This is a genomic window from Mesorhizobium sp. AR07, assembly GCF_024746815.1.
Classification (GTDB): Bacteria; Pseudomonadota; Alphaproteobacteria; order Rhizobiales; family Rhizobiaceae; genus Mesorhizobium.
Window position 1 is genome coordinate 247,011 of record NZ_CP080527.1, and the last position, 26,685, is coordinate 273,695.

Consider the following 26,685-nt stretch of genomic DNA (forward strand, 5'->3'; position numbering starts at 1 on the left):
TCAGGCTGGCGCCAGCGCTGCAAGGGTTGCGGTTGGCTTGCCGCTAATGAGGGAGTAGCTATGCCTAGCAACTTGATTTTGACCGTAAAATGTAAGTCCACGCGCGGGATCGTCGCAGCGATCTCAACCTTCTTGGCGGATAGCGGCTGCAACATCGTCGATAGCTGGCAGTTCGACGACCTCGATACGAGCAAATTCTTCACCCGCATCAGCTTCATTTCCGAAGAAGGCGCCACGCTGCCGGCCCTGAAGGAAGGCTTCGCGCCGATCGCCGAGAAGTTCGGCATGGAGGTGCAAATTCATGATGGCGCCAGCCGCATGAAGGTTCTCCTGATGGTTTGCGCTTCGGTCATTGCCTCAACGACCTGCTCTACCGCTGGAAAATCGGCGCGCTGCCAATCGACATTGTCGGCGTCATCTCCAACCACTTCGACTACCAGAAGGTCGTGGCCAACCACGATATCCCCTTCCACCACATCAAGGTGACCAAGGAGAACAAGCCACAGGCCGAAGCACAGATCATGGCGGTGGTTGAACAGACTGGCACCGAGCTGATCGTTCTCGCCCGCTACATGCAGATCCTGTCGGACGAGATGTCTCAGAAGATGTCCGGCAAGATCATCAACATCCACCACTCCTTCCTGCCAAGCTTCAAGGGCGCCAACCCCTACAAGCAAGCCTATGAGCGCGGCGTCAAGCTGATTGGCGCGACGGCGCACTACGTCACCGCCGATCTCGACGAAGGTCCAATCATCGAGCAGGACATCGCCCGTATCACCCATGCCCAGAGCGCAGAGGACTATGTCTCGATCGGCCGTGATGTTGAAAGCCAGGTTTTAGCCAGAGCTATACACGCGCACATTCACCATAGGACGTTCATCAACGGCAACAGGACCATCGTGTTTCCGGCCAGCCCAGGTTCTTATGCCTCCGAGCGGATGGGCTAAGCATGGGCACGGTCGACAAAGGTTGCTGCTTCCGTACACGACAGGGTCAAGTCAAGTTGGCCCACACTTGGGGAAAGCTTTCGAACCAATCAGGTCTGCGCGCACGGTTCACGATTAAGTAGGCTCCGGGAAACACGATGTCCAATGTCCTGATCGACCAGATATTGAACTTGTAGCCCGGGCGGATTTCGAGCGTCGGCTGGACATCGATGTTCTTGGAGATCGTCCGCTCGGCCACGCGCCCGAAAGTTTCCTCGAAGGATCGCCTTGCCGAATTTTCGGCAGTGTTTTCGGTGCTCTCACATTGATTGAGCGGTAAGGAAATTTGAGATAGCAGCGCGCTTGTGACCCGTGAGCGCACCGACCTATACGAACCACCTCTATCCGATCGAAATCGTAGCGCGTGCTGTCTGGCTCTCCTTCCGCTTCAATCTGAGCCTGCGCGAGGAAATGCGCCGATGGTGCCGAAAGCACGGCCCTGATTATGCGCGCCGCATACGCCGCGAGGCGCCGACGAAGACGATGTCTGGCACCTCGACGAAGGTGCGCCACGAAGGCGCGAAGGAGGAGCTATGATTTAGGCACTTCCCAAGCAGCCATGCTGCACAGGAGATGAGGGCTGGCCCCTCGAAGCCGGCTTGCAGGAGCGGGTTTCAAACCACCTCAAGCTGCTGTCGTAAAGAGCGATGGTGGTGAGCGTTGAGGAAAAGGCCGGACTTGATCCGGTCAGGTAAGATGCAAGGAGACGAGCGTGAGCGAACCGCTGACGACGTGTCGAAAAGTGCATAGATGGCGTCAAAACCGGGTGGGCTTCGTTAACCCGGGAGAAGTCTGGGAGATACCTGTCTACTGCCCAGATGGCGTCCGGCATGAAGGCGGCGTGACCTTGCTTCAGGCTCTTGTGTGGAACGTGGGAACCTGTCGCCCCGATGCGAAGGGAGACATCCAAGTGGAAGCACCATGAGGATCCGAGTACCGATGCGGGGCACAGGGACGGAGTTGCGTGTAGTAGTGAAGAAGGTGCTGTAATGGCGTTGGAGCGAAGGCGCAACACTGTCCAGCTTTATCGAAAGGTCAACCGTCATGCGGGAGGAGCCTTTGGGTAAAGCAAAGCCGTTCGATATTCCTAAACGGGCTGTTTGGGAGGCTTATCAACGGGTAAAGGCGAACCGGGGTGCAGCCGGGGTCGATGATCAGTCGATCGAAGATTTTGAGCGGGATGTGAAGAACAACCTGTTCAAGCTCTGGAACCGATTGTCATCTGGCAGCTACTTTCCGCCGCCAGTCAAACGGGTCGCGATCAAAAAGCGGCAAGGTGGTACAAGGCCGTTGGGCATTCCCACGGTCTCAGACCGGATTGCGCAAGGGGTGGTGAAGGCATACCTGGAACCGGAACTGGAAAGACATTTCCATCCCGATTCCTATGGGTATAGGCCCGGCAAGTCGGCACTCGAGGCCGTGGGTATGGCAAGGCAGAGATGCTGGCGCCATGACTGGGTTCTCGATCTCGACATTCAGGCCTTCTTCGACACCATTCCACACGACCTGTTGCTACGGGCGGTGCGAAAGCACACCGACTGCACGTGGGTGTTGTTGTACATTGAACGGTGGCTGACGGCTCCCGTGCAACTGGAGAACGGCACTTTGGAACCTCGGGAGAGGGGAACTCCGCAGGGGTCAGTTATCTCACCCTTGCTGGCGAACCTCTTTTTGCACTATGCGTTCGATCGGTGGATGGCCAAACACCATCCTGAGATTCCGTTTGAACGCTTTGCCGATGATGCCGTTTGTCATTGCAGCAGCGAGCGTCAGGCCCAAAAGTTGCAAACGGATCTTGAGCAACGGTTTGCTGAATGCGGACTGAAGTTACATCCAAACAAGACACAGATCGTGTATTGCAAGGATAACGTTCGGCGGGGGCATTGCCCCAATCAGAAGTTCGACTTTCTCGGCTACACCTTTCGACCGAGACTGGCAATGAACCGATGGGGCAAGACCTTCGTCAATTTCAGTCCGGGTATCAGCAACCGAGCCGCGAAAGCCATCCGTCAGACAATGCGGGACTGGCAGCTTGACCGCCGTATCGACAAGCGCATCAATGATCTGGCCAAGATGTTCAATCCGATCCTTCGTGGTTGGATGAACTACTATGGTCGTTACCACAAATCGGCACTTTCCCGAGCATTGATGCACCTCGATCTGCGCCTGGCACGCTGGGCCATGTCGAAATATCGACGCCTGAGACGCCATCGTCGGCGTGCGCGGTACTGGGTCCAGGACGTAAGGCGTCGGGAGCCAGCGCTGTTTGCACATTGGCGATTGCTGTATCGGGCAACGGCTGGACGGTAGGAGCCGGATGAGTGGAGACGCTCACGTCCGGATCTGTGAGAGCCTGGGGGTGAAATTCCCCCGGGCCACTCGACTGGTGGTGCGCATCAACGGTCAGAAATGCTGGTTGTGGAGAGCGGTTGATCAGGACGGATATGCGCTCGACGAGATTGTCCAGACGCGCCGCACGGGAGCGAACGCAACAGGGTTTCCGCTCGATCGGCACATTGCAGCATTTCGCGTCGATCTTCTCCGCCGTCCGAAACCTCTTCGTCCAACCGCAGACCAACCGCTCCGCAGCACAAATTCGAACCCATCGACGCCAGGCAATGGCCGCGTGGGAAGCCGTGAATGCACGACCTGCCTGAAAAGCGCGGGGTCGGCCTCACGCGGCCACATTTCACACAACGTGACAACTGCCTGCGGGGTAGATGGCCGCAGACTGGGGCGGGGGAACACAGATCCCGCGCGGATTGACGTGACGGATGACGGACGGGATCCTAGTTAGCCGGTGGAGATGTATCTCGCGACGCGCGATAGGCCGTATGAGATGAAGTTTCTCTGCACGAATCCGACCGCTCTCAGATCTCCAGCACGCAACGCACGGCAGTGTTCATCAACTTCCTCCTTGAGGAACCTGACTTCATCCTCCCACATTCTATCTACCAAGCTGTACCACACACGTGACGCCTGAAAGTACAGCCGGTCGTGGCTCTCCCTCATCGCGGAATTGTTGATCAGCGCATTGACCGCGAAATGAAGCTCGTGGTTGATCTGCCAGAATTGCTCAAAATCCCTTGACTGAAGAAGGGCTTCCACCCGCGGGACAAGCGCCTCGACCTCCTCAAGTGCTTTGGGGGTTCGGTCCGGTCTGCTGAAATCGCCGATCATTTCACTCAGTCTTAGACGGAAAGCGTAGACATCCTTGAATTCTTTAAAATCCACTCCGGTGACTGTCGTACCGACGCCATTCTTGGTTTCAACGAGACCTTCGTAGTCAAGACGCTGCAACGCCTGCCGGACCGGTGTACGACTGACATTGAACTCCGCAGCCAATTCTGTCTCGACAAGCAGTTCTCCCGGCCGATATTGCAACAGGCAGATCCGGTCTCGAAGAACACGATGGATCTCGATTGACTGGCCCCTGGGAGGCGCAGCTCGTGGCGCCTCTCGCTTAAATGCTGTCGCGGCTTTAGACATCAGTTCTCTTTGAAAAGTCGGCCATATTTGTCGCTCCGGTCATTCACCCCCGCCAACCGCAAGCAATCCCACATCATCGCCTGGTTGCTAGTGATCACCGGCTTACCCGATTCTGCTTCAAGTGCCTGGATAATGTCCACCGAGCGAAGGGCGCCGCAACTGATAAAAATGGCATCGGAATCTGCCCGATCGACCTGCTTCGCGAATTCGTAGATGTAGTCAGGGGTCACCCGCACCATGTCTTCATCATTTTCAATGTTCAAACCCTGGATATTCAGGATCTCAAATCCCCGTTCTTCCATATAAACCCGCTCGATCTCGTTGACTGGATCGACATACGGGGTCGCTATGGTGATCTTCCTCGCATTCACGGCCTTCAGGGCGCGCATGACGCCTGAGATTATAGACGTCGGCTTGGCGCCGGGTGCACCGCGGGTGAGCTCGGCGAACACGTTGTCTTCGCCGATCACGACGCTTCCAGAAGTGCATGCGTAGCAAATGACGTCGAGTTGCACCTCCGGAACGATCAGAGCAGCAGCGTCACCGATCCCCGAAGCCATGGCAGACAAAGTTTCGACGGCCACCTTATTTGCCATCGGGGCTCTCTGGAAGTGAACGCCGACCCCATTCGGAGCCAGGTTGAACATGTCCTCTTCGATGGTCTGCTCCATTGCCAGAAGAACGAAACCCAGCTTGGCCTTGTGATGGCGTCCCGCGTCGAACCGGATGACTCCGCGACCGAGTGAATTTTCTAATTGTCCAGTCTGTTGCATTTGCCGTCTGCTCCCATAGCGTTTTCTTACCTGTACACAGCCAATGCAAATGCGCAAGATTTGTTACCAAAAAAAACACCAATGCAACACCATTGACAGATATTTAACACCAATTTAACATTCGGAAATCCAACCTGCATACAGCTTGAGAGGCCCGAGACCATGAGACCAGGCAAGCAACGGACCGAGAAACTGAAGAAGGCGCTCCGGGCGGGCGGCTTCGAAAGCGCCATTCTGACCAACCCGGATTCCATCGCCTACTTCGGCGAGTATCTGGACTACCTCGGCATAGACTTCGGTCGCCCTACCTTGATGACGGTTCCTGTCGACGGCGAGCCGACCATTGTCACTCCCCTGATGGAGTCGGAGATGTGCGGACGGATGAGCTGGGTGGCTGATATCCGTCCATGGAGCGACGGCATCAACGACGAGTGGCGCAGCGTCCTCAAGTCGGCGGTCGAAGGAAAGGCGCGCCGAGTTGCAATCGAGAAGCGGTCCATCCCGGCGCTCGTGGCCAATGATCTGCTCCCCATGCTTCATGGAGCCGAAGTCGGCGATGCCGGACCTGTCATCTCGGAGATCCGGATGATCAAGTCGGCCGATGAGATCGGAATTATGCGCAAGGCCGGCGAAGTTGCCGTCGCGATGGTGAAAGGCGCGCGCGAAGTCATCGCCGAGGGCGTGCCGGAGTACGAGGTCGCGCTGGCAGTCATCGCAGCGGGCACCAGGAAGGCAGCGTCATTCCTCGATGATAAGACGGATCGCTTCGTCTCTCCCACCATCTACAATCTTCAGATCCTTCAGTCGGGCACCGACGTGTGCCTGGTACACCGACGTTCGTCGGTTCGTGAAATCCGGAAGGGAGATCCAGTTTATCTCTGCTTCTGCGGGATCGCCAACTTCCGCAACTACAAGCTCGGCTTCGACCGCGAATTCTTCGTCGGCGGAGCGACAGACGAGCAGGCACGCGTCTATGAGACTGCCGTGGCCGCTCAGCAGGCGGCGCTCGCGGCAATCAAGCCGGGCATCGCATGCGAGGAAATCAACGCCGCTGCAGAAGCAGTCTACACGGAGGCAGGCTTCGCGGCTGGATATCGTACCGGTCGTTCGGTCGGTCAGTCATTCCTGGAATCCCCAGAACTCAAGCGCGGAGAGAAGCGTCTGCTCGAAGCCGGCATGACCTTCGCGGTCGACGGGGGAATCACGATCGAAGGAAGCTTCGGCGGCCGCATTGGCGACTCGATCGTGGTGACCGATACCGGATTTGAGTACCTGACGAACTATCCGCGTGAACTCGCAGTCGTTTGAGGTAGGTCAATGAGCCGGCCCACTTTTGCGACATTGAAAGCCATGAACGCCGAATTCTTCGGCAGCCGCTGGGACGAGAAGGACGTGGAGCAGCTTGTCGCGCCAACATTCGGCGTCGTCTCCAGCTTCGAAAAGGTCATTTCGGACCTTCAGCGCATTGTCAGTAAAGATCTGGGCCAGGTGTCCCCCGATGACCACTGCTCGGGGCTCACCAATGACTAACAGGAAATCCGTCAAACAGATCGCGGCAGAAATTCGGAGCGGCCGCTCGGTTGTCGAAGTCGTCGAGGAGAGCTTGGCTGCTGCCGAACGGCTGAACCCCGAGCATCGCAGCTTCATAACAATCATGCGAGATCCCGCACTCTCGCAAGCGGCAAAAGCAGACGCCAGAAGAAAAGACGGCAAGAACGGCGGGCTGCTCGACGGCGTGCCGTTTGCGGTAAAGGACATGTTCCAGACCGCCGGCGTTCTCACGACGGGCGGTAGTGCAGTGCTTAAGCACAACGTGCCTGACACATCGGCTCTGGTCGTCACGCGTCTGGAGGAGGCTGGCTCTGTACTGATCGGCAAGGCGAACCAGCACGAGTTCGCGTATGGCGCGACGGGGGAGAACGGCTGGAGCGGTACGACACGCAATCCGTTCGATACCACCCGGTTGGCCGGAGGATCTAGCGGAGGGTCGGCGGCCGCGGTTGCGGCTGGGATCGTGCCCTACGCCCTGGGAACGGACACTGGCGGGTCGGTCCGCGTTCCAGCCGCACTTTGTGGAGTAGTTGGTTTCAAACCCAGCTTCGGGCGCATGAGCCTTCAAGGCGTTATTCCATACTGCTGGTCTCTCGATCATGCCGGGATCTTCGCCAATAACGTCGAAGACGTGGCCCTCGTTCTCGATCAGACGACAGCTATTGGTCACGCGGCGGTACCCCGGAACTTGAAGGTCGGAATCGTAAAGGGTTGGGCCGAAAGAAGTGACGCGCCCGTCCGACAGGCCTTCCTCACAGCCAAATCGGCCCTCGAACAAATGGGGGCCTCGTTCACGGAAATCGAACTCCCGGATCAAGCGGAAGCAAGAACAGTTTCGCTGACGATACAGTTGGCAGAGACGCTGGCCTATCATGGCCCCAACCTCGTTCGTGCGCGCTCATCGTTCGGGGAGGACATGCTGAGCGGGATGGCGCTCGGACAGTTCCTTTCGGCAGAAAGCTACATCCAGTGCAAGCGCATGCTTGAGGTCTACAACCGGGCATTCTCAGAGACGATGAGCACCCTGGACGTTCTCCTGACGCCGGGCTGCCCGATTACGGCCCCAAAAGTTGGTGCGGTGCATGTCGAGGTGGGAGGTGACAGCCTGCCCGTAGGGAACGCGCTGACACTGTTCACGTCGTTCTTCAACCTCGTGGGGACACCAGCTATCGCGCTCCCCGTCCACGCGGAGAGATCCTACCTTCCTGTGTCAGCGCAGCTAGTCGGCGGACGCAATCGCGACTCCGAGCTTCTGGCGGTAGCACACGCTTTTGAGGAAACACTTCGAGGAACAAACAAGATCGCGGCCTAGCCGCTTCCGAATTCAATCGAGCCGGCGAGAAGATCGGTCAATCCAGAGGAGTAACAAGAATGAATAAGTTTCTTTATCTAGTGGCAGGCACTGCGATTGCTAGCATCTTTACCGTATCTTCCACAGCCTTCGCGGCGGACCAACTGGTCGTCGCGTCGTTCGGCGGTGCCTATACGGCCAGCCAATCGAAGGCTTTTATTGAGCCGTACATGGCCGAGAAAGGCGCGAAGGTACTCACCGCCGATTATAACGGCGGTCTCGCAGAACTTCGATCCCAGGTTCAATCCGGCAACGGCGCCTGGGATGTGATCGACCTCGAGCTTCAGGATGCGCTCAGAGCTTGCGATGACGGCCTCATCGAAAAGATCGACGCATCCCAGCTTGCTCCGGCTGCCGATGGAACCGCCGCTAAGGACGACTTCCTGCCAGGCACCCTGATGGATTGCGGCGTCGGAACTATCATGTGGTCGAACATCATCGCCTACGACAAGACCAAGTTCCCGAACGGCGGTCCCAAGACCATTGCAGACTTCTTCGATCTTGCGAAGTTTCCGGGCAAGCGCGGCCTGAGCAACAAGCCGAATGTCAATCTCGAGTGGGCGCTCATGGCCGACGGCGTGCCGAACGACAAGGTTTACGAAACGCTCGCGACCAAAGAAGGTCTCGATAGGGCGTTTGCCAAGCTCGACTCCATCAAGAAGGACGTCGTGTTCTGGGGGGCACATGCTCAGGCACCGCAGCTTCTCGCTGACGGCGAAGTCGTCATGACCGCGGCCGCGAATGGCCGTATCTACGACGCAATCTCGAAGGAGAACAAGCCATTCGAGATCGTTTGGGATGGGCAGATCTGGAACCTTGACGTCTGGGCGATCTCGAAGGCCAGCAAGAACAAGGACGCGGCTCTGGACTTTGTGAAGTTCTCGACGACAGGCCAGCGCCTTGCCGACGTGACGAAGTATATCAGCTACGGCCCGGTCAGAAAATCTTCGCAGTCGTTGATCCCTGAGGCGATCCGGACCAGCCTGCCGACGTACGAAGCCAACTTCAAGACGTCTCTTGCGAACGATCTCGAGTTCTGGGCAGATCATCAGGACGAGATCAACCAGCGCTGGGCGACTTGGATGGCGAAGTAATTCGTTCGCGAATTGCTTTCCCGCTGAGATGGTCGGAGCGTTGCTCCGGCCATCGGATCTGACGCGGTGGCTGCGCCAGTACCACGAGCCAGAACGAGAGATCATGAATAGCGACACCAGAGCGTTCGTGAATTTCCACGAAGTGCAAAAAAGCTACGACGGCTCTTCCCTCGTCGTGCAGTCCCTTTCCCTTGCTATAGCAAAGGGAGAATTTCTCACGATGCTAGGCCCATCAGGGTCGGGGAAGACAACGTCGCTAATGATGCTTGCAGGTTTCGAGCGGCCCACCGGCGGCAAGATCACCGTAGCAGGCCGGGACCTAACGAACGTTCCTCCTCACCGGAGGGATATCGGCATGGTCTTTCAAAACTATGCTTTGTTTCCTCACATGACAATCGAGGAGAACGTGGCGTTCCCCCTTGTGGCGCGCAAGATGCCGAAGCCGGAGATTGCATCCCGCGTAAGCGGCGCGCTGGAACGGATCCGCATGGGCGCATTGGCGCACCGTCGCCCCGCCCAGCTTTCGGGTGGACAGCAGCAGAGAGTGGCCCTTGCCCGCGCTCTGGTGTTCGAGCCTTCGCTTGTGCTGATGGATGAACCCCTGGGCGCGCTCGACAAGCAGCTTCGCGAACACATGCAGATGGAGATCAAGCATCTGCACGAGGAGCTCGGCCTTACCGTGGTGTATGTCACGCATAACCAGGACGAAGCCTTGGCTATGTCCGACCGCGTGGCGGTATTCAACAACGGCATTATTGAGCAGGTCGGCCCTGCCCGCGCGATTTATGAATCCCCTGAAACGGCATTCGTCTCGTCATTCGTGGGTGAGAATAACCACCTGAGCGGCGTGATCTCTTCGGCTGCTCGCAACGTGTGCGTCGTGACGGTCGGAAAAGTCGACATGCAATGCGTAGCCGTCGGATCCTTGAAGCGGGGTGATAGCGCGGTGGTCTCGCTTCGTCCTGAGCGCGTGTCGTTGGTACATGATGGTGCGGTTTTCGCCAACACCGCCAAAGCTATCGCAAAGGAAGTGGTCTACTTCGGAGATCATCTGCGCCTGTCGTGTCAGCTCGAAGACGGGCAGACCGTGACGATGAAACAGCCGAACAGGGACGGGATCGCACAAATCTCCGTCGGTCAGGCCGTGCTGCTCGGTTGGCAAGCAACCGACGCGCGGACCTTTTCATCCGATGGAGTGCCTGGCCATGGCTGATGGGGCTGCGGCTGTCTTCGTGACACCTAAAGAAATCGCCCGGCAGGTCGCGCGTTCTCGACGGAGCGAAACGCGGAAGGGCCTTCTCCTTCTGGCGCCTGCGTTGCTGTTCCTGTTCTTCACCTTTCTCCTTCCGCTCGGCTACATTTTCCGCTTGAGCGTTTACGATCCGACCATTCACGATGGACTGCCTCGGACCGTAGAGGCACTTCAGAACTGGAGTGGACGCGGTGCCCCCGACGAGCAGACGTTTCAGGCTCTCGCACACGATCTGATCGAAGCCCGGCAGGCGGATACAGTCGGCTCCATAGCCAATCGACTGAACGTCGAGGCCGCTGGGCTTCGTAGTGCTCTCACAAGAACGGCGCGGCGCCTCGGGCAGAACCCTCCCACCGATCACTATTCAGAATGGTTCTTACGAGCGGATCCTGTGTGGGGTGAACAATCGACCTGGCAGGCCATCAATCAGTTGCGTAGCTCTGTGAGCGCCAACTATTACCTGGCAGCGGTGGATCTCCGCCGGAGCGCGTCAGGCGCCGTCGAACGCGTTCCTGAAGAGAACCGTATCCACACCACGCTCTTCGCGAGAACCTTTCTCGTTGCGTTTTCAGTGACAGCACTCTGCATCCTTCTTGGCTATCCCGTGGCCTATCTGATCGCGACGTCGTCGAAGCTTCTCGGCTCGATTATGATTGTCTTCGTCCTTTTGCCATTCTGGACATCCCTGCTTGTTCGTACCACCGGCTGGATCGTGCTTTTGCAATCTCAGGGCGTTCTAAACGACCTGCTCGTTTACCTCGGGGTCATCTCGGACGAGCACAGGGTGAGGATGATCTACAACCTTGCCGGCACCCTGATCGCCATGACGCACATCCTTCTGCCCTTCTTCATCCTCCCGCTTTACAGCGTGATGGTTTCAATATCTCCGATGTACATGCGTGCTGCCCAATCGCTGGGTGCCCATCGGTTCTACGCCTTCTGGAAGGTCTACTTTCCAAACACACTGCCGGGCGTTGGCTCAGGGGCCCTTCTCGTCTTTATCCTTGCCGTTGGATACTACATCACGCCCGCTCTTGTCGGCGGACAATCCGGTCAGATGATCTCCAACATAATCGCGTTCCATGTTCAGTCGTCGCTTAACTGGGGTCTAGCCGCGGCTCTGGGCATGATACTCCTGTCCGTCGTCCTGGTCCTCTACGCCGTCTACCACCGATATTTCGGCGCCAACCGACTGGTGACCTGAGGAACGCGATATGAACAGCTACACCATTGAGATAGTTTGGTCGGTTCTCTTCCGCGTCATTTGCTGGGCGATCCTGATCTTTCTCATTACGCCGATATTCATCATCGTGCCGCTCTCCTTCAATGCGGAGCCCTACTTCACATTCACCAACGGTATGCTGCACTTTCAGTCGGACGCGTTCTCGATGCGATGGTACGAAGCATTCATTTCAGATGCAGGCTGGATAGTCGCCGTCCGCAACAGCTTCTTCGTCGGGACTCTTTCGACGCTTCTAGCGACGGCGCTTGGTACCCTTGCTGCTTTGGGGCTCAACAAGCACCTTCCCATGCGCAGCCTGCTCGTGAGCCTTCTCCTGGCCCCGATGATCGTCCCGATTGTGGTGCTGGCTACCGGAACCTATTTTGTCTTTGCCAAGGTAGGTCTCGTTGACAGCTATCTCGGGCTGGTGCTCGCTCATTCTACCTTGGGACTGCCGTTCGTCGTCGTGACAGTGCTGGCCAGCCTCTCGAACTTCGATCAGGGCCTCGTGCGTGCAGGTCTCATTTCGGGAGCGCATCCGACGATGGTCTTTCGTCGCGTCACACTGCCCCTTATCGCACCGGGCGTCCTTTCCGGCGCGGCGCTGGCCTTCGTGACATCGTTCGACGAAGCCGTGATCACGCTCTTCCTGTCCCCAAGTCCGGGATACTACACGGTTCCCCGCAAAATGTGGTCCGGGTTGCGTGAACAGATCAGCCCCACCATCCTGGCCGTCGCCACCACCTGGATCGTTCTCTCGTTGGTGCTGATGATCCTGATGGGAATGCTGCGGCGCCAGTCCGCCAAGCGCTCGGCGAAACCAGTTCGGTAGCTGAACAGAAGAAGCTCCGGCCCGCTCCTGGGACAGGAATTCATGAACGATTACGTTGGGGACGAGCCGCTATTCATCCTGTCGGCAACAAACGAAGTGGGTGTCGCAGGTTCAAGTTGGCAGGCTGATGCACTCCGTGCGGTGCCCAAAAGAGTTGGCGAGATCCACCATTCTGTGGGAAGTCATCCCTTCCACGGCCAAGGTGAAAGTTGCCCTGAGCCAATGAGCAATCCTTCCAGAATTTGCCGAGTACTTCGCTGTTGCGCGTCCTCTCGCCCCGCACGCTCTGACCCCTCCTTGCTCGCATCCGGGAGGGTGTCCCCGATGACACGATCCGCGCGGAGCGCATGTAGACCTTTGGTTTTCGGATCGAGCGATGCGCCGGGCACCGTCACAAGATCTTCGGCCGCCGCTGTGGCACCGCTTAACTCGGCGACCAGATCGCCCCTTGTATGTTCCAATGTCATGGCTCGAAAAAGTCAATGTACATCGGCCTATTGCAAGGTTCGTTGGCGCATCGCTTACCGCTGATGCGCGGGAGCGCGATTAGCACCGCTTACGGCGACTACGCCCGGCTTTCCGCACCTTCCCGCGGCGGCCGTCCAAGATTAAATAGGCCAACGGTTTGCTCGCTGAAAGGTGACGTGTTGCGGCGGTCAATTTTCACCGGGAGATGCCTGTTGGCAGGGCTCAGACCAATTCGCCCGGCGGTGCAGAAACGTGGCAGGATGCGTAAATATAGCCAGTCGTGCGCTCCAAGCAATCCTCCATGCCGAGCTTGGTCATCGCGGTTAGGATAGCCCGCCGTTCCTTCACTGTCGAGAAGCGGCGCTGGCGCTGTCTGAAGCGGTCTACAAGCCTGGTTTCCAGTCCGAAATCCCGAAGGGCCATTGCGATATTGTCATAGCTGAAGGGATGCATTGCCAAGGCAACGACCCACGGGCGACACGTTGCAGACGCATCATATACTCGTGCAAATGTTGGCTCTGTGGCGTAACCCACACAGCCTGTACTGATGACGACATCCGCACCCGCGAGATCGCAGCGTTCCTCGACCGTCAAGTCACGGGTTTCCAGATCAGCCATGATACCGGCTTTCAGCAGGCCCAGAACTCGCGCATAGCGAACAGCCCGGAACGACGGGTCCACGCCGACGAACTGGATGTCGTCTCGGAGGCCGCGATTGCGAAAGAAGGCACGATGCTCGATCTCGTGTCGGCGCGAGAGCGATCCGCTAGGTCTCAGATAGGCAGCATACAGATCGTCGAGACTGAGATCGGTGCGGAGTAAGGCGGCGTTAATGCCATAGGAGAAACCGACGTCGATAATCTTCAATCTGGTTTTCTTTTCGAACGCGTCGATAATCGGCAAATATCCTTTCGAAAACCGGCTTGGCCCGATCGGGGATCACATTCTCTAAGGACAGATGCGCGCGAAAATAAGCGTGCGGCCGCCTGGAATTATAGGCTGCCGCGAAATCATGCTTCGCCCCCTGAATGTTGGCGCGCCCTGCACCCGATAGCGCCATCGTGCCCCTCACTGCCCAGTCGCTCCAGGGCCTTCCGGGAGAAGCGCTAGGCTGCCGGCAGGTCGCGATGTTCGCTGAAGAAGAACTCGACCGTGTCGCCGACGCCGTCGACGGCACGATAGAGATACATCCATTGGCCGCGTATCTTGATGGATGGATGTCTCGTCCATGTGCGCAATCGCACCCGTCGATCGCGGTTGACGTCACCATCGACCAGAGCAGCAATCTGCGCCGGCGCATGGATGACCGCGCCCTCGACATCACGCTGCTCACCAGCTCCTTTAAGACCGGTACACTCGGTGCCGAGGTCCTGCTCACCGAGCCGAGCCAAGGGCGGCTGCGCACATCTGCGCGAGCCGCTACCGGTGTCGCTGTGGGAAGAAGGCTGCGCCTGGCGGGCTGGCGCCCTGGAGGCGCTTGGCCGCGAGGGCCGCAACTGCCGCATTGCCTATATCAGTGCACACACGGCCGGCCAGCGCGCCGCGATCATGGCGGATCTTGCAGTCGCGCCGCTTCCGAAATCGTTCCTCGGCAGCGACATGGTCGAGCTGTGCCCGAAGGACGGCATGTGCCACTTGCCGGTGACGGCGCGCTTGCGCCCGTTGAAGCGCTCCATAAGCTGGGGCGAGAAGTGAACGACCCAACGGTGCACAGTCGAATGGTCGACGTTCAGGCCGCGTTCGGCCATCATCTCCTCCAGATCGCGCAGGATGAGATCGTAGGCCAGATACCAGCGCGCGCACAGCAAGATCACTGATCGGTCGAAATGACGGCCTTTGAACATAGCAAGCGAGCCCAAGATAGGGGTTGCCATTCCGTTTGCGACAGGGAAGAAGTCCGCTCGCTCGCCGAGATGATCGCGCCGGCGAGCGAGCATGTCCTCGACTGGTTCCATATCACCATGCGCATGACGGTCCTTCGTCAGTTCGCTCAAGGGCTCGAAAACCACGACGGGCAGGCCGGACAGGACCTGCTTGAAACCCCGCGCAGGAGCCCGCCGATCAGCAGGCCGCCTGAACTTCACGCAACGCCATCATAGAGCCCGCCGAGCCCACGCGCGTGTGCCAATCGTGCGGCCTTGGTCGTATGCGTACGGCGCGACCGAGCCTTTCTGCTCTTCTTGGCACTGACCGGCGCCCGGGTCTCCGAAGCCACCGGCGTCAACGCAAACGACCCTCCCAGCCAAGGGATGTTACCGCGGAAAACTCCACTTTCGAACGATCCAGTTTTCAGGGATCGGAGCAACCAAGGCGACGCACGATGGCGCTTCTTCTGCTCCACATACGCTTGGTCATTCTTTCGATAGGCGCGAGAAACCAGTCCCGATTCAGTGGTGATTGACAGTACCTGAAGCCACGGCCTTTCATGCGGTGGAGAATTCACTCCCTATCGCTATCCATAGCATCTAATTGCGATAGAACTATTGCCAGATGCGCCTTGTGAATGGTCGCGACCAGCCGCACATCCCGCAAATCAAGTGCGGCGCGGATCATACGAAGCTCAGTCAGCAAATCACTAACCTGTCGCGCGAAATCCATACGTTCGAGCAATTGGAACCAAAATTGTGTCGACTGAAAAAACAAAATGTCACTAAGATTCCTAAGGGGTGCGTTGCTGCTCAGGCCATGGAGGATACCATGCAGGCGAATGATAATGTCGGCGAAGTGCCGCTTATTTCGCTGAGGAAGAAGCGCACGGCAAGATTCCTCTAGTTCGTCGAACTCTCGAAGAATTTCGCTAGTAATAGGAAGCGCTGTGGACTCCGCCATAGCATCCATCAGCCGCATTCGGACGACATATATGTCGCGGATCGAGCTTAGGTCGGTGGACGTAACCTCGGTTCCGGTCCCGTGCTGGCTTACTATAAGGCCCTCGTATTCGAGGCGCTGCAAGACGGTACGCATAGGCGTGCGGCTGACTCCGAATTCAGCCGCGAGCTCCCGCTCGTTCAACCGGCTGCCGGGCTGGTAGTCAAGAAGACAGATGCGGTACCGCAGTGCATGATAAATATCGGTCTTTGTCATTCGGCCGCTGTTCTGGCTCTGATCGGCAAATTCAGGAGCTTCTGTAACGTTGTAGCTGGTCAAACAGTTATCTCCGAAATAAAAGCGCAAACTAGGTCCGAGTTCGTAACACTGCAGCGCTACCGAGCGTGACGGATTCGGTTTTCATTAGGCCTGGCAACATAAAAGCTGATGTGGCTGGCGCAGTTCCTCGCTCGGAACGGCGATGACCTTCTTCCGTAAACCGCTTTCTCTTCACCAGTCCGTCCTTCAATCGAGGTCGAACACTCAATTTAGTTTCAGTCGAAGGAACTACCCATGGCAGGTTAGGCCATCCGCCCGTCATCCCGAATGGAAGGATCATGGGCAACGAGATCCGCTGAATCCTCGCTGACGTCACCTAGCTCTGCTATAACGTGCCGCAGAGTCGATACTTCGAGTCTTCACCAGCGGCTAGAAACGCCGCATCACCCCAGCCATCAAGCGTCAGGTGCACCTCGGCTCCGCCATCGCGCCCGAGATCGGCCACATCAAAAACCGAGCACCGCATGGGCCGCAACTGCCTCGCCGGGCAGCAGAGCGACGTACTCAAGGCATCCTCGCCGTCGCCGGCTGCAACTTGACCATATACGCAGCTGGTTCAGCCAGTAGTGTTTTGTGGCTTCTCGTCGCCGCCATGCAAGGTCTGCCGATAAAGCTCGAAGCCCGCTCCTTCTCATTGTTCGAGGCCGACCCTTTCCAGATGTGGAAAGGTCTTTGCGAACCGTCCGAATTTATGCGCTCCGCAGGTGACGGGTAAATAGCGCGAGGGATTCGATGGAGACACGTACCGCTCAAGCGGCTCGACCACAGTATCATAATCTGCGTCGATAAAGAACGGAATCGAATAACGCTGGCGCCCGGACGTGTTCACCACCCGATGAAAGTTGGCAATGTACAGTTCGTTGGTTAGTATTTGCAAAAGCTCGCCGATGTTGATGACGAAAGTCCCGGCAACAGGCGCTCCTTCAACCCAGACCCCTTCACGATTCATCACCTGGAGTCCTCCGACACTGTCCTGAGCAAGTATCGTGAGACTGCCGTAATCGACGTGCGCGCCAATACCAATAACTTTCTCCTCCACCCGTCCGGATTGCGGCGGGTAGCGAAGCAAACGTTGATAAGTGATCGGATCCGTCACCCTGGAGTCAAAAAAATCCCGGGGTAAGTCGAGGCTCAGCGCGACTCCTCTTAGAAGTTTTGTCGCGAGATCCTTCATTGCCTGGTGAAACGCAAATACAGTCTCACGAAACCCGGGCAGCGCCGACGGCCACTGGTTCGGACCGAAGAAGGGGCGCTCAAGAGTAGATCGTTCAGGGCCGATGTCAAAACACTCCTTCAAATCCTTGGTGTTCATTGGATCTGTGTTTTCACCAAAAAACTCCACGTAACCGCGCAAAGCAACTCCCGAATTGCCCATATGAAGTTTCATCTTCTCTTCAAGCGGCTGGTCGAAGAACGCACGGGCCTGGGCGAACGTGCCGTCCACCAATTGTGCCGACACCCCGTGGTTTTTCACGTACATAAAGCCAACGTTTTCGAATGCCCAGCGGATGTCCTTTGCTACGCCCAGAGCGCCGCTGTCATCAAGAAGGGGTCCTACATCGACAATAGGTATTTTGTCGAAGGATTGGCGCTGCGCACGAAACCTGTCGTCGAGGCCCAAAAGATCGGATTTGGTCATAGACATTCTCCCGTTTTTTTGAGGAGGTACGAACACCGTTTGCAGCGCAAAAGTCGCGCCATATCAAAAAGTTCTTTGATTTGAATTGGTTGCCTTTACCGGTCCATTTCTGAGTGCATGAAGGGCACCAATTGTAGGGCTTCTGACAATAGAGAAGCCAATTGGATTTGCGGAAGGCACCAGCGGTCTTAGGCACAGAGTGCGAAGAGAACCCAGTCAGTCTTCAGCCGATCCGCAAGCACACAGGTGGAGACGTTCGTGAGCCGATGTCTGCAGGCCGCTTTTTACGTCGGTCCCGCTGGTTGCCACGCGATAAGTAGGCCCGGTATGCCCAGCCTGCGCAAGGAGGGCGGCCCGCACGGCAGCGGCGGCCCTGGCGCTTGAGCGCCTTGCGTCGACACCGCGTGGCCTCACTGTGATTTCGCCGCGCTGATCAAAGTTCGACCGTAGAGTACTTCGCCGGGCGGTGCAGAGATGTAGCACGATGCGTAAACATAGCCCGTCGTGCGCTCCAAGCGATCCTCTATGCCGAGCTCGGCCATAGCAGTCAGGATCGCCTGCCGTTCCGTGGTTGTGGAGAAGCGGCGCTGGCGTTGTCTGAACCGGTCTACGAGCCTCGTTTCCAACGCAAATTCCCTGAGTGTGGTAGCGATGTCGTCGTAGCTGAAGGGGTGCATTGCAAACACCACGACCCACGGGCGTGATGCCGCCGACGCTTTGTATACACGTGCAAAGGTTCGCTCAGTAGCGTAGCCCACACAGCCTGTGCTGATGATGATGTCTGCGTCCGCTAGGGCGCAACGTTCCTTCACCGTTAAGTCCCGGGCTTCTAGATCAGCCGGGATGCCACCCTCCAGAAGGCCTTGGTTGCGGGCATAGCGGACAGCGCGGAACGACGGGTCCACGCCGACAAATCGGATATCATCACGAAGGCCGCAACTGTGAAAGAACGCGCTATGCTCGATGTCGAGTCGGCGTGAAAGCGATCCGCTGGATCCCAGATACTCAGCATACAAATCGTCGAGATCGAGATCGCTGCGCAGCAAAGCAGCGTTGACGCCGTAGGAGCAACCGATATCAACGATCTTCAGCTCGGTCTTGTTGCGCAGGCGTCGATAATCGGCGAAGATCCTTTCGAAGACGGGCTTGGCCCGATCTGGAATTGTATAGTCTAAGGCTAGATGCGCACGAAAATAGGCATGCGGCCACTTGCGGTTATACGCTCCGGAGAAGTCGTGCTTCACCCACTGGACGCTGCTGCGCATTACACTCGCCATCATTGTTGTCCTTTTCACTGCCCCTGTTCTCTTTGGGACCACAGGCGACGGCTTCCCGAGTTCGACAGACGCAGCGAGCGAATTCGATCGCGGTCACGCCGCGGCATGAACCTGCCGGCAGCTGTTGCCGTGTCGCAAAGGGTAGCATCAACATTCGTGCCAATTGCATGAAGAGCCATAGAATTGATTTTCCGCATGCCCTTCAAGGACCATTGGGCGCGCAGCAGGAAACCACCGACCATCACCGTGTCGCAGACCCGACTAATCCGACAGGAGGTGCCGCTGTCCGCTTTTGGTTCCCAGAGATGGGCAGGCTGGATCGCGATTTTCTCGCAAACTCTCAGCAGACCGCCACAATGAGGGTTTTTGATTGTCCTTCCGTCAGTTTGACAGGTTTGACAACGGCGACTGCATTATGATGGCGTGTGCATGGTCTGATTGGCATTCCGGCCCTTCACCAACCTGCGAGATCTTCCTTGCCGATCTTGGCGGCAAAGAGGTGCTGCGCCGAGCTGAAGCCGCTCCTTCGCCTTGCGGCGTTGAGATGCAAAGTGTGGCTCGCCAAGTCGAAGCGAGGATGATCACGGCAAGGCTGCTTTTCAAGCGGCGCAGCCCGCCCACTTATCGATTTACGGACCGGCTCCGTCGATATGCTGTGATCATCCCATGCGTTCTGAGGCGTAGCTTCCCGGGCCCGCCGGGAACACGACAGTACGGTTGCCATTCAAGAAGACGCGGTGATGGATGTGGGCATGGACTGCCCGTGCAAGGACTTGACTCTCAACATCCCGGCCTATTGAGACATAATCTTCCGCGCTTTGGGCGTGGGTAACGCGAACCGTGTCCTGCTCGATAATCGGACCCTCATCCAGGTCGGTGGTGACATAGTGAGCCGTCGCCCCGATCAGCTTCACGCCGCGCTCATGGGCCTGCTTGTAGGGATTGGCGCCCTTGAAGCTCGGCAGGAACGAGTGGTGGATGTTGATAATCTTGCCCGACATCTTCTGGCACATAGCATCCGACAGCACCTGCATGTAGCGGGCAAGCACGATCAGTTCGGCGCCCGAGCTTTCAACCAGTTGCATGATCTGAGCTTCGGCCTGCGCCTTGTTTTCCTTGGTCACTTTGATGTGGTGAAAGGGAATATCGTGGTTCACCACGACCTTCTGGTAGTCGAAATGATTTGAGACGACGCCGACGATGTCGATCGGCAGAGCACCAATCCGCCAGCGATACAGAAGGTCGTTGAGGCAATGGCCAAAGCGCGAGACCATCAGAAGCGTCTTCATTCTTTGCGTTTGTGTGTGAAGCTCTGCTTCCATTTGAAATTTTTCGGCGATTGGCATCAGCCCTTCGGAAAGTGCTTCGGCTCCTTTCCCGTCCTCGGATATGAATGAGACGCGCATAAAGAAGCGGCCAGTGCTGAGATCGTCGAATTGCGAACTATCGACGATATTGCAACCCATTTCGCAAAGAAAACCGGAGATCGCGGCTACTATTCCTCGGGTCGATTTACACGTTGCAGTCAGGACATAAGTGGTCATTGGTTTGCCTTTACGTTGGAGGAAACAAAGCCCTCTTCTCTGGGAAGCGAGAAGGTGGCGGCAAAATGCGGCTCAAGGGTTTCGGAGCCCGGCTGTCGTCCTTGGCATGAGGTCGCCCGACCAAGCCAAACGTTGCGACTCGGCAGCGTCAGGAGATCAGCGAAGGAATTCGCGCCACACGCTCAGGTCCACGTTCCCTCCGGAGACCACTGCCACGACAGTCTTGCCGCTCCACATTTCGGGGTGCCGCAGGACCGCGGCAACCCCAGCAGCTCCACCGGGTTCGGCAACGATCTTCATCTCATCGGCCAAAAGTTTCATTGCGAAAATGACGTCAGCTTCCGACGTCGCGTAGCCGTGGGAGACGAGTCTCTGATTGATAGGAAAGGTCTTCTCACCTGGAATTTGCGTTACGATCGAGTCGCAAATCGAGTTGTACCCCGGCTCGTTTCCAATGCGCTTGCCCGCAATCAAGGATCGCCTGGTGTCGTCGAAATGTTCCGGCTCAGCCGCGTAGATAGTGGTCGCCGGGGACAACTCTGCCATCGCGGTGGCTATGCCAGCGATCAGCCCGCCGCCGCCACAAGGGCACACCAAAGCGTCTGCAGACGCTTTCAGTTTCTCCAGTTGATCGGCGATTTCCAGTCCGACGGTTCCCTGCCCCGACATCAAAACGAAATCATCATAGGGGGCAATCAAAGTCGCCCCCGTCTGCTCCGCCAAATCTCTTGCGATCTTGGCCCTGTCGCCGGTTGCCCGATCATATGTGATGACCTTGGCCCCGTAGGCGGCAGTGTTGCGCAGCTTCACGGCGGGCGCATCCTGAGGCATGACTATAGTGGCTGGAACATTCATTTCCGCCGCCGCCGCCGCAACTCCTTGAGCATGATTGCCGGACGAAAACGCCACGACGCCAGCCGCGCGCTCCTCCTTGCTCAAGGAGGCGATCTTAACGTAGGCCCCGCGAATTTTGAAGGATCCGGTGCGCTGCAAACACTCGGCTTTTACAAGAAGACGGAAGCCAAGCCGGCGGTTGAGAAGCTCAGACTCGAGCAAAGGCGTGACTCGGATTACGCCGTCGAGAATCCTCGCGGCATCAACAATCATGTTGTATTCAAGCATGCGGTTCTTCCCAACTGAGATAGGCTGATAAATTCTGGTCTCGGCCCTACGATCAGCTCCGCGATCAGGCGGTAGATCGCGCGGTAAGCTCTACCCTTGGAAGGTCGATGACTCGCGGCAGACCTGTTCAAATCGATGAATTTGCTCTGCGCTGTCGCTGTAGGACATCACAAGACGGCAGCCTTGATCCTTGCGCTGAAAACGCCACGGGCGTAAATGAATACCGCTATTCCTGAGCGCTTCCAGAAGGCTCGGTGGCATGGTGACGAACACCTCGTTTATATGAACGGGGTGCACCAACTCTACACCCGAACACTGTCTTAGAGCAGTCGCCATGCGTGCTGCGTTTCGGTTTGCCTGCAGAGCATTTCGGCGCCACAGGTCATCCTGCAGGTAGCTCAACAGTTGCACCGACATGTAGCGCATCTTCGAGAACAGATGCCCGGCGCGTTTGTGCATGAAGCTCAGGATCGTTGCGATTTCGGGATCGAAGGTGATCACCGCTTCGGCATTCATGGTTCCGTTCTTGGTCGTGCCGAATGTCAGAATATCCACACCAGCCTTCCAGGTTATTTCGGCCGGCGTTGCGCCCAGATGAACCATGGCGTTTGCCAAGCGCGCCCCATCAAGATGGACTTTCATTCCTGCCCTATGCGCAATTGCACTCAGCGCTCGTATCTCATCGAGTTCGTAGACGACGCCTGCCTCTGTGGCTTGGGTGAGGATAAGTGCACTGACTGCCATATGATGCACATTGCCGATGCCGTGGCGTTGTAAGCCCTCCTCGAAAGTGGCCGGCGATATCTTATGGTGCTCACCTTGCAGCAAAGTCATGCGTGCACCTCCGCTATAGAATTCGGGGGCGCCAGCTTCCGTCGTCACGATATGGGCACTCTCGTGACAAAAGATTGTGCCGTACGGTGGGGTGATCGCGCCAAGCGCTAGACCATTGCCGGCGGTCCCGGTGGGCACTGGGAAAACAAAAGTTTGACGTTCAAAGAAATTCGAATAGGCCCCTGGCAAGGCTGCGGTGAACTGATCTGCGCCGTAGGCCGTCTCGGTACCTTGGTTGCAGTTCAACAGCGCAGTCATTACCTGTTCGCAGACAGGCGCGCCGTTGTCTGAATTGAAGTGAAAAGTTGCTATTTTAGATCCTCCCGACGTCAAGCAAAGCCGCCGCCAAATTCGGCGGAAGCATCCTGGAGCACATCCCATAGATAGTCGGCTGAGGCGAAATCAGTCAGCATATGCAGGCCGTAGGGGCCATCCTTCATTTCGCGGATCAAAACCGCGCTGATCCGCGCTACCACCGTTTGTACGACCTCACCTTGGGGAAAACGATCACTGCGCAAATCCACACCGCAAATTTTCGCCAACATCTGCGGAATGAAACTCCCCTTGAGATAGAGCCAACTGTGGCTGTCAGCACGGGGAAGCGGGTACCCTATTCGAAGCTCACCGTTGGCGTCGTCCGCATTCCAGCTTGCCTCCAGGTCGCTGCACACATTACCTATCGCGTCTCGATCAGGCAGGACGAGGTACTCTTCCTTTCCGAGCCGCGCGATGAGAGCGCCATCGGAAAGGGTGATAGCTTTGTTGGGGACATCCGGGACGGCGCTGACCTTCGAGCTCAGCCATTTCGTCGTCCCACTACCCTTGAAGCCGATCCGCGGCAGCGTCGACAGGTCACGGATGACGACGTTCTCGTTCTGCGGAGTCTGACTCAGGCCGGTCAAACGATGAGCGAACGGACTTCTCGCAATGGCGCCCACCTTACATCTCCTGCCGCAGGTTTTCGGGATCGTAGAAATGAGGGGAAACGACTTCCGCCTGATGCTCGCTTCCGTCACTTGAACGCAGCACAATTCGTGTTCCAAGATTGGCGTCCAAGCGATCGGCATAGGCCAGACCGATGATTTTCCCCAACGTCGGCGAAAAAGCGATTGATGTGATGAAACCTGCTATCGAGCCGTTTTTCACGACCAGGTTAGACTCCTGGAGCCCTGTCGTCGGCATGCGATCGAGAGCAAACCCGACAAGTTTGCGGCTAGATAACGTCTTGCTGCGAATTTCTAGACTGCGCTTTCCGATGAAAAAAGGCTTTGAGTTGGCCACCGCCCAACTCATATCCAGCTCTTCGGGCGTGGTCATGCCGTCAGTGTCTTGTCCGACTATTACGTGTCCCTTCTCGAGCCGCATGAGCCTCTGGGCTTCAAGGCCAAACGGGCGAATACCGAAAGCTTTGCCCGCTTCCCCAATCGCACGCCAGAGTTCTGACCCAAAGCGTGAGGGAACATGGATCTCATAACCAAGCTCACCGATGAAACCCACTCGGAATACCCGCGCAGGTATCCCGGCCAGCTTCCCCTCCCGGTAAGCCAAGTATGGGAAGTCCCGTGGTGACAACGCAATGTCGTCGGTAAGGTTTTCAAGCACCATGCGGGCACTTGGCCCCGCGAGGTTAACTCCCGCATAGGCGGCCGTAACATTCGCGATGTCTACGTCGAGGCGCCACTGGGCGTTCCACCACAACATGTTGCGGTAAATTCGGTCCACGCCCGTTGTAGTCGCCGTGACGTAGAAGTAGCTCTCGCCACGGCGACACGCGACACCGTCGTCTATGACCGTGCCTGCCTCATTGGTCATGAGTAGATAGCGGGTCTTGCCGACAGGCAGCTTCGCGTAGGCAAACGTATACATGCGGTTCAGAAATTCGGCCGCATCGGGACCGCGTATGTCTAGTCCGCCCAAAGTGGAGACATCGATCATGCCCACGTTGTTTCGTACGCTGAGAACCTCTTCAGCGCTGATCATCTTGGGATCGTCCTGCCGGCCATAATAGGCGGGGCGCAGCCAATTTCCGGCTAGAAGCCAGGCTGCTCCTTGAGCCTCATGCTGCTCGTGCATTGGAGTTCGGCGCACTGGCGTGAACTTTCGTCCTGCCAAAGTCGCGATCTTCTCCGTCGTAACAGGGGGGCGGGCAGTGGTGACGCCGACCTCACTGATCGTCCGATTTGTGCACTTCGAAACGATCATCGCAGTCGGTAGGGCCGCATGCCGGCCCTGGCTTGCACCCATGCCGACAGTCGAAAATCGCTTTACGAGTTCAAGTTCACGATATCCGTCCGCAATGGCGTTCTTGATGTCCTTGACCTGAAGGTCTTCATCAAAGTCAACGAAATCCATTCCCTCAGGGTGCGGGAAAATCGGCCAGGGATGGTTTGGAGAAATCCGCCCTCGAACCGGAAGCGTGGGGCTACCTTGAACCTTATGACCGCAATTGATCGCAGCCGTTGCGCCCTGCGCAGCCCCATGAGCTATGCAGTCTTCAAGCTCGAAAAATCCGTCGACCGATCCGGCAAGGAGAACGCCTTCATTCTGTCCGGAAATTGTAAAATGCGCCGCCGCGTCATCGTAGGCAAGCGTGCCCCCCGATTGCAGCGGCAATTGATAGGCGGGAATATAACCGACGGACATGCAGACCAGGTCGCAGTCGATCTTCCGACGCCTTTTGCCTGCGGCGCCCCCTGCATCGATCTCCGCCAGTTCCACACCCTGGACATGTACATGGGCCTTTCCCGGACGTGCCTGGTAGATGCACCATCCGTCAAGGACCTCGATCTTGCGATCCAATACTTCTGAACGTATCGGTCCGTCGTGGCCGCGCTTACGAAGATCGCAGATTGCCGCCAGGTCGACGCCTGCTTCAAGAAGGTCAAGCGCAACGCCATATGCATCATCATTGGCAGCGAGTACGACTGCACGATTGCCAGGTTTCACACCGAACAGCCGAATGAGCCTTTGAGCGGCCGTGCCCTGCATGATGCCGGGCAAATCATTGTTGCGAAACTGCGATGGCTGCTCGATGAGTCCGTTTGCAAAAATGACCTGCTTGGCACGCAGTTTGTGCAATCGGTTTCCCCGAATTACGGGCAGCCAGTTATCGGCATACCATGCATTGCAAATCGCGTCGGTCCAGATCGCAATCTTGCTATGGCCTTTCACCTCGCCGATAAGGTCGCGCTCGCTTGATAATCGCGCATAGTTCAGGGCCCCACCGATCTGCGGGTTCTCGTCCACCAGCAATACAGACGCGCCCGCATCAGCCGCGGCGATCGCGGCCGCCATGCCCGCGGGCCCTGCACCCACGACAACCACGTCGTACCAGCCATAGGCCTTGTCGTAATATCCTTCAGTGGGTTTTGTGACGTCGAGCTTACCCAGTCCAGCTTTCGCCCGAATGATGGGTTCCCAGACCTTTTCCCATATCCCTTTAGGTTTATAGAAGGTTCGATAGTAGAAGCCGACTGGCATGAAGCGCGAAAGCTTGTTCATGACGAAGCCGCTATCGCTACGCGCCGAACGTCCAACATTCTGAGCCCGTACTGCGAGACCGTCAGAAATAGGATGGCGATCTGCAAAGACGCTGACATCGTTTCCAATTTGGACGAGAGTGTTCGCGTCCTGAGCAGCCATAGTCAGGATGCCGCGCGGTCGATGATACTTGAAGGACCGTGACAATATCCATTCGTCATTGGCGGCAAGCGCCGAGGCGATTGTATCCCCGGCGACGCCTTCATAATCTCGTCCGTCGAACGTGAACCTGATTTTCGTCGATGCGTCGATGAGCAGGCCCTGCCGTCGTGTCGCGCTGTTCATGACGGTTTCCCCAAAGGCCCATCGGCCGGTACAGGGAATGTGGCCATAATCTCGTCGGTGATTGTGTTGCGCTCCGCCAGGAACCAGAAGTTGGTTGGTGCATGACACCACCACTCACGTACGACGCCCGCCGTGTTGTTGGACATCCAGATGTACTCAGCCCACTCTTTGTCGCTCGCGGCTGACGGATCGGGTTGCTGATGCACCTCTCCGTGGCACTGGAATTCAGTAATGTTGCGTGGCCCGTTCAAAGGGCATGTCATTAACTTCACGGTCCAG

22 protein-coding genes and 6 pseudogenes are annotated in these 26,685 nt (G+C 57.2%); 13 read left to right on the forward strand and 15 right to left on the reverse strand.

The annotated features are described in order from the left end of the window. Window positions 1–60 precede the first annotated feature (60 nt). Window positions 61–947, forward strand: a pseudogene (purU, locus tag BPNPMPFG_RS35665) (formyltetrahydrofolate deformylase). 46 nt (window positions 948–993) lie between these two features. Here purU (BPNPMPFG_RS35665) and BPNPMPFG_RS35670 read toward each other — a convergent pair. Continuing rightward, on the reverse strand, window positions 994–1,185 hold the full coding sequence (locus tag BPNPMPFG_RS35670; protein ID WP_258597843.1) for a hypothetical protein: 192 nt from the start codon (window positions 1,183–1,185) through the stop codon (window positions 994–996). A 113-nt stretch (window positions 1,186–1,298) separates the two neighbouring features. Between BPNPMPFG_RS35670 and BPNPMPFG_RS35675 the strand changes: the two genes are divergently transcribed. From BPNPMPFG_RS35675 to BPNPMPFG_RS35685, 3 genes and pseudogenes are all read left to right on the forward strand, one after another. Beyond that, a complete protein-coding gene (locus tag BPNPMPFG_RS35675; protein WP_413776912.1) occupies window positions 1,299–1,523 on the forward strand; it encodes a hypothetical protein in 225 nt (74 codons plus the stop codon). A gap of 522 nt (window positions 1,524–2,045) precedes the next feature. Then, entirely contained in the window at window positions 2,046–3,296 is a 1,251-nt protein-coding gene (gene ltrA / locus BPNPMPFG_RS35680; RefSeq protein WP_258597844.1) for a group II intron reverse transcriptase/maturase, read from the forward strand. Between the two features lie 73 nt (window positions 3,297–3,369). Then, window positions 3,370–3,643, forward strand: a pseudogene (locus BPNPMPFG_RS35685) (DDE-type integrase/transposase/recombinase); the annotation flags it as partial. Between the two features lie 136 nt (window positions 3,644–3,779). On the opposite strand, the gene BPNPMPFG_RS35690 reads toward BPNPMPFG_RS35685, so the two are convergent. After that, window positions 3,780–4,475, reverse strand: a complete 696-nt coding sequence (locus tag BPNPMPFG_RS35690) for a GntR family transcriptional regulator (protein WP_258597845.1) — start codon at window positions 4,473–4,475, stop codon at window positions 3,780–3,782. Beyond that, window positions 4,475–5,248: a maleate cis-trans isomerase family protein gene (locus BPNPMPFG_RS35695; protein ID WP_258597847.1), complete on the reverse strand. Its 774-nt coding sequence runs from the start codon at window positions 5,246–5,248 to the stop codon at window positions 4,475–4,477. Before BPNPMPFG_RS35695 ends, BPNPMPFG_RS35690 begins: the two co-directional genes overlap by 1 nt. Before the next feature lie 162 nt (window positions 5,249–5,410). Here BPNPMPFG_RS35695 and BPNPMPFG_RS35700 point away from each other — a divergent pair, with 162 nt between their 5' ends. The 7 genes from BPNPMPFG_RS35700 (at window position 5,411) to BPNPMPFG_RS35730 (ending at window position 12,550) form a co-directional block, all read left to right on the forward strand. Further along, on the forward strand, window positions 5,411–6,556 hold the full coding sequence (locus BPNPMPFG_RS35700; RefSeq protein ID WP_258597848.1) for a M24 family metallopeptidase: 1,146 nt from the start codon (window positions 5,411–5,413) through the stop codon (window positions 6,554–6,556). A gap of 9 nt (window positions 6,557–6,565) precedes the next feature. Next, window positions 6,566–6,778, forward strand: a complete 213-nt coding sequence (locus BPNPMPFG_RS35705; RefSeq protein WP_258597850.1) for a hypothetical protein — start codon at window positions 6,566–6,568, stop codon at window positions 6,776–6,778. Further along, entirely contained in the window at window positions 6,771–8,111 is a 1,341-nt protein-coding gene (locus BPNPMPFG_RS35710) for an amidase (RefSeq protein ID WP_258597852.1), read from the forward strand. The genes BPNPMPFG_RS35705 and BPNPMPFG_RS35710 overlap by 8 nt, the downstream gene beginning before the upstream one ends. Before the next feature lie 59 nt (window positions 8,112–8,170). Beyond that, on the forward strand, window positions 8,171–9,244 hold the full coding sequence (locus BPNPMPFG_RS35715) for an ABC transporter substrate-binding protein (RefSeq protein ID WP_258597854.1): 1,074 nt from the start codon (window positions 8,171–8,173) through the stop codon (window positions 9,242–9,244). A 103-nt stretch (window positions 9,245–9,347) separates the two neighbouring features. Next, a complete protein-coding gene (locus tag BPNPMPFG_RS35720) occupies window positions 9,348–10,457 on the forward strand; it encodes an ABC transporter ATP-binding protein (RefSeq protein ID WP_258597856.1) in 1,110 nt (369 codons plus the stop codon). After that, complete coding sequence (locus tag BPNPMPFG_RS35725) at window positions 10,450–11,700, forward strand: ABC transporter permease (protein WP_258597857.1); 1,251 nt, start codon at window positions 10,450–10,452, stop codon at window positions 11,698–11,700. Before BPNPMPFG_RS35720 ends, BPNPMPFG_RS35725 begins: the two co-directional genes overlap by 8 nt. A 10-nt stretch (window positions 11,701–11,710) precedes the next feature. Then, window positions 11,711–12,550, forward strand: a complete 840-nt coding sequence (locus tag BPNPMPFG_RS35730) for an ABC transporter permease (RefSeq protein ID WP_258597858.1) — start codon at window positions 11,711–11,713, stop codon at window positions 12,548–12,550. A gap of 690 nt (window positions 12,551–13,240) precedes the next feature. Here the strand turns inward: BPNPMPFG_RS35730 and BPNPMPFG_RS35735 are convergent. Both BPNPMPFG_RS35735 and BPNPMPFG_RS35740 read right to left on the reverse strand, forming a co-directional pair. Further along, a complete protein-coding gene (locus tag BPNPMPFG_RS35735) occupies window positions 13,241–13,921 on the reverse strand; it encodes a hypothetical protein (RefSeq protein WP_258597859.1) in 681 nt (226 codons plus the stop codon). Between the two features lie 206 nt (window positions 13,922–14,127). Next, window positions 14,128–14,229, reverse strand: a pseudogene (locus BPNPMPFG_RS35740) (DDE-type integrase/transposase/recombinase); the annotation flags it as partial. A 21-nt stretch (window positions 14,230–14,250) separates the two neighbouring features. On the opposite strand from BPNPMPFG_RS35740, the pseudogene BPNPMPFG_RS42975 reads away from it, so the two are divergent. Next, window positions 14,251–14,647: pseudogene (locus BPNPMPFG_RS42975) on the forward strand (LysR substrate-binding domain-containing protein); the annotation flags it as partial. Here the strand turns inward: BPNPMPFG_RS42975 and BPNPMPFG_RS35745 are convergent. Further along, window positions 14,644–14,862, reverse strand: a pseudogene (locus BPNPMPFG_RS35745) (IS6 family transposase); the annotation flags it as partial. The pseudogenes BPNPMPFG_RS42975 and BPNPMPFG_RS35745 overlap by 4 nt on opposite strands. 45 nt (window positions 14,863–14,907) lie before the next feature. Between BPNPMPFG_RS35745 and BPNPMPFG_RS35750 the strand changes: the two are divergent. Then, window positions 14,908–15,069: pseudogene (locus BPNPMPFG_RS35750) on the forward strand (ISKra4 family transposase); the annotation flags it as partial. A 388-nt stretch (window positions 15,070–15,457) separates the two neighbouring features. Here BPNPMPFG_RS35750 and BPNPMPFG_RS35755 read toward each other — a convergent pair. The 9 genes from BPNPMPFG_RS35755 to BPNPMPFG_RS35795 form a co-directional block, all read right to left on the reverse strand. Continuing rightward, window positions 15,458–16,165, reverse strand: coding sequence for a GntR family transcriptional regulator (locus BPNPMPFG_RS35755; protein ID WP_258597860.1), 708 nt, complete (start codon window positions 16,163–16,165; stop codon window positions 15,458–15,460). A gap of 631 nt (window positions 16,166–16,796) precedes the next feature. Next, complete coding sequence (locus BPNPMPFG_RS35760) at window positions 16,797–17,804, reverse strand: isopenicillin N synthase family dioxygenase (protein ID WP_258597861.1); 1,008 nt, start codon at window positions 17,802–17,804, stop codon at window positions 16,797–16,799. A 410-nt stretch (window positions 17,805–18,214) separates the two neighbouring features. After that, window positions 18,215–19,069 carry a hypothetical protein gene (locus BPNPMPFG_RS35765; protein WP_258597862.1) on the reverse strand — a complete coding sequence of 285 codons (855 nt, stop codon included), beginning with the start codon at window positions 19,067–19,069 and terminating at the stop codon, window positions 18,215–18,217. Window positions 19,070–19,740: 671 nt separating this feature from the next. Next, window positions 19,741–20,625 (reverse strand): formyltetrahydrofolate deformylase, encoded by an 885-nt coding sequence (purU, locus tag BPNPMPFG_RS35770; protein ID WP_258597863.1) that lies wholly within the window; start codon window positions 20,623–20,625, stop codon window positions 19,741–19,743. Window positions 20,626–20,781: 156 nt separating this feature from the next. Further along, entirely contained in the window at window positions 20,782–21,747 is a 966-nt protein-coding gene (locus BPNPMPFG_RS35775; RefSeq protein WP_258597864.1) for a threonine/serine dehydratase family protein, read from the reverse strand. A 90-nt stretch (window positions 21,748–21,837) separates the two neighbouring features. Continuing rightward, the gene (locus tag BPNPMPFG_RS35780; protein WP_258597865.1) at window positions 21,838–22,962 is read right to left on the reverse strand and encodes a threonine aldolase family protein; all 1,125 of its coding nucleotides are present in this window, start codon (window positions 22,960–22,962) and stop codon (window positions 21,838–21,840) included. Further along, entirely contained in the window at window positions 22,911–23,519 is a 609-nt protein-coding gene (locus BPNPMPFG_RS35785) for a sarcosine oxidase subunit gamma family protein (protein ID WP_258597866.1), read from the reverse strand. Before BPNPMPFG_RS35785 ends, BPNPMPFG_RS35780 begins: the two co-directional genes overlap by 52 nt. Window position 23,520: 1 nt before the next feature. Next, entirely contained in the window at window positions 23,521–26,406 is a 2,886-nt protein-coding gene (locus BPNPMPFG_RS35790) for a 2Fe-2S iron-sulfur cluster-binding protein (RefSeq protein WP_258597867.1), read from the reverse strand. Then, window positions 26,403–26,678: a sarcosine oxidase subunit delta gene (locus BPNPMPFG_RS35795; RefSeq protein ID WP_258597868.1), complete on the reverse strand. Its 276-nt coding sequence runs from the start codon at window positions 26,676–26,678 to the stop codon at window positions 26,403–26,405. The genes BPNPMPFG_RS35790 and BPNPMPFG_RS35795 overlap by 4 nt, the downstream gene beginning before the upstream one ends. Window positions 26,679–26,685 lie beyond the last annotated feature (7 nt).

Bases quoted from the DNA above. Each gene is read 5' to 3' on its own strand.
- BPNPMPFG_RS35690 (WP_258597845.1), bottom strand. From the start codon at position 4,475: ATGTCTAAAGCCGCGACAGCATTTAAGCGAGAGGCGCCACGAGCTGCG.
- BPNPMPFG_RS35695 (WP_258597847.1), bottom strand. From the start codon at position 5,248: ATGCAACAGACTGGACAATTAGAAAATTCACTCGGTCGCGGAGTCATC.
- BPNPMPFG_RS35700 (WP_258597848.1), top strand. From the start codon at position 5,411: ATGAGACCAGGCAAGCAACGGACCGAGAAACTGAAGAAGGCGCTCCGG.
- BPNPMPFG_RS35705 (WP_258597850.1), top strand. From the start codon at position 6,566: ATGAGCCGGCCCACTTTTGCGACATTGAAAGCCATGAACGCCGAATTC.
- BPNPMPFG_RS35710 (WP_258597852.1), top strand. From the start codon at position 6,771: ATGACTAACAGGAAATCCGTCAAACAGATCGCGGCAGAAATTCGGAGC.
- BPNPMPFG_RS35715 (WP_258597854.1), top strand. From the start codon at position 8,171: ATGAATAAGTTTCTTTATCTAGTGGCAGGCACTGCGATTGCTAGCATC.
- BPNPMPFG_RS35720 (WP_258597856.1), top strand. From the start codon at position 9,348: ATGAATAGCGACACCAGAGCGTTCGTGAATTTCCACGAAGTGCAAAAA.
- BPNPMPFG_RS35725 (WP_258597857.1), top strand. From the start codon at position 10,450: ATGGCTGATGGGGCTGCGGCTGTCTTCGTGACACCTAAAGAAATCGCC.
- BPNPMPFG_RS35730 (WP_258597858.1), top strand. From the start codon at position 11,711: ATGAACAGCTACACCATTGAGATAGTTTGGTCGGTTCTCTTCCGCGTC.
- BPNPMPFG_RS35760 (WP_258597861.1), bottom strand. From the start codon at position 17,804: ATGACCAAATCCGATCTTTTGGGCCTCGACGACAGGTTTCGTGCGCAG.
- BPNPMPFG_RS35765 (WP_258597862.1), bottom strand. From the start codon at position 19,069: ATGCGCAGCAGCGTCCAGTGGGTGAAGCACGACTTCTCCGGAGCGTAT.
- purU (WP_258597863.1), bottom strand. From the start codon at position 20,625: ATGACCACTTATGTCCTGACTGCAACGTGTAAATCGACCCGAGGAATA.
- BPNPMPFG_RS35775 (WP_258597864.1), bottom strand. From the start codon at position 21,747: ATGCTTGAATACAACATGATTGTTGATGCCGCGAGGATTCTCGACGGC.
- BPNPMPFG_RS35780 (WP_258597865.1), bottom strand. From the start codon at position 22,962: ATGGGATGTGCTCCAGGATGCTTCCGCCGAATTTGGCGGCGGCTTTGC.
- BPNPMPFG_RS35790 (WP_258597867.1), bottom strand. From the start codon at position 26,406: ATGAACAGCGCGACACGACGGCAGGGCCTGCTCATCGACGCATCGACG.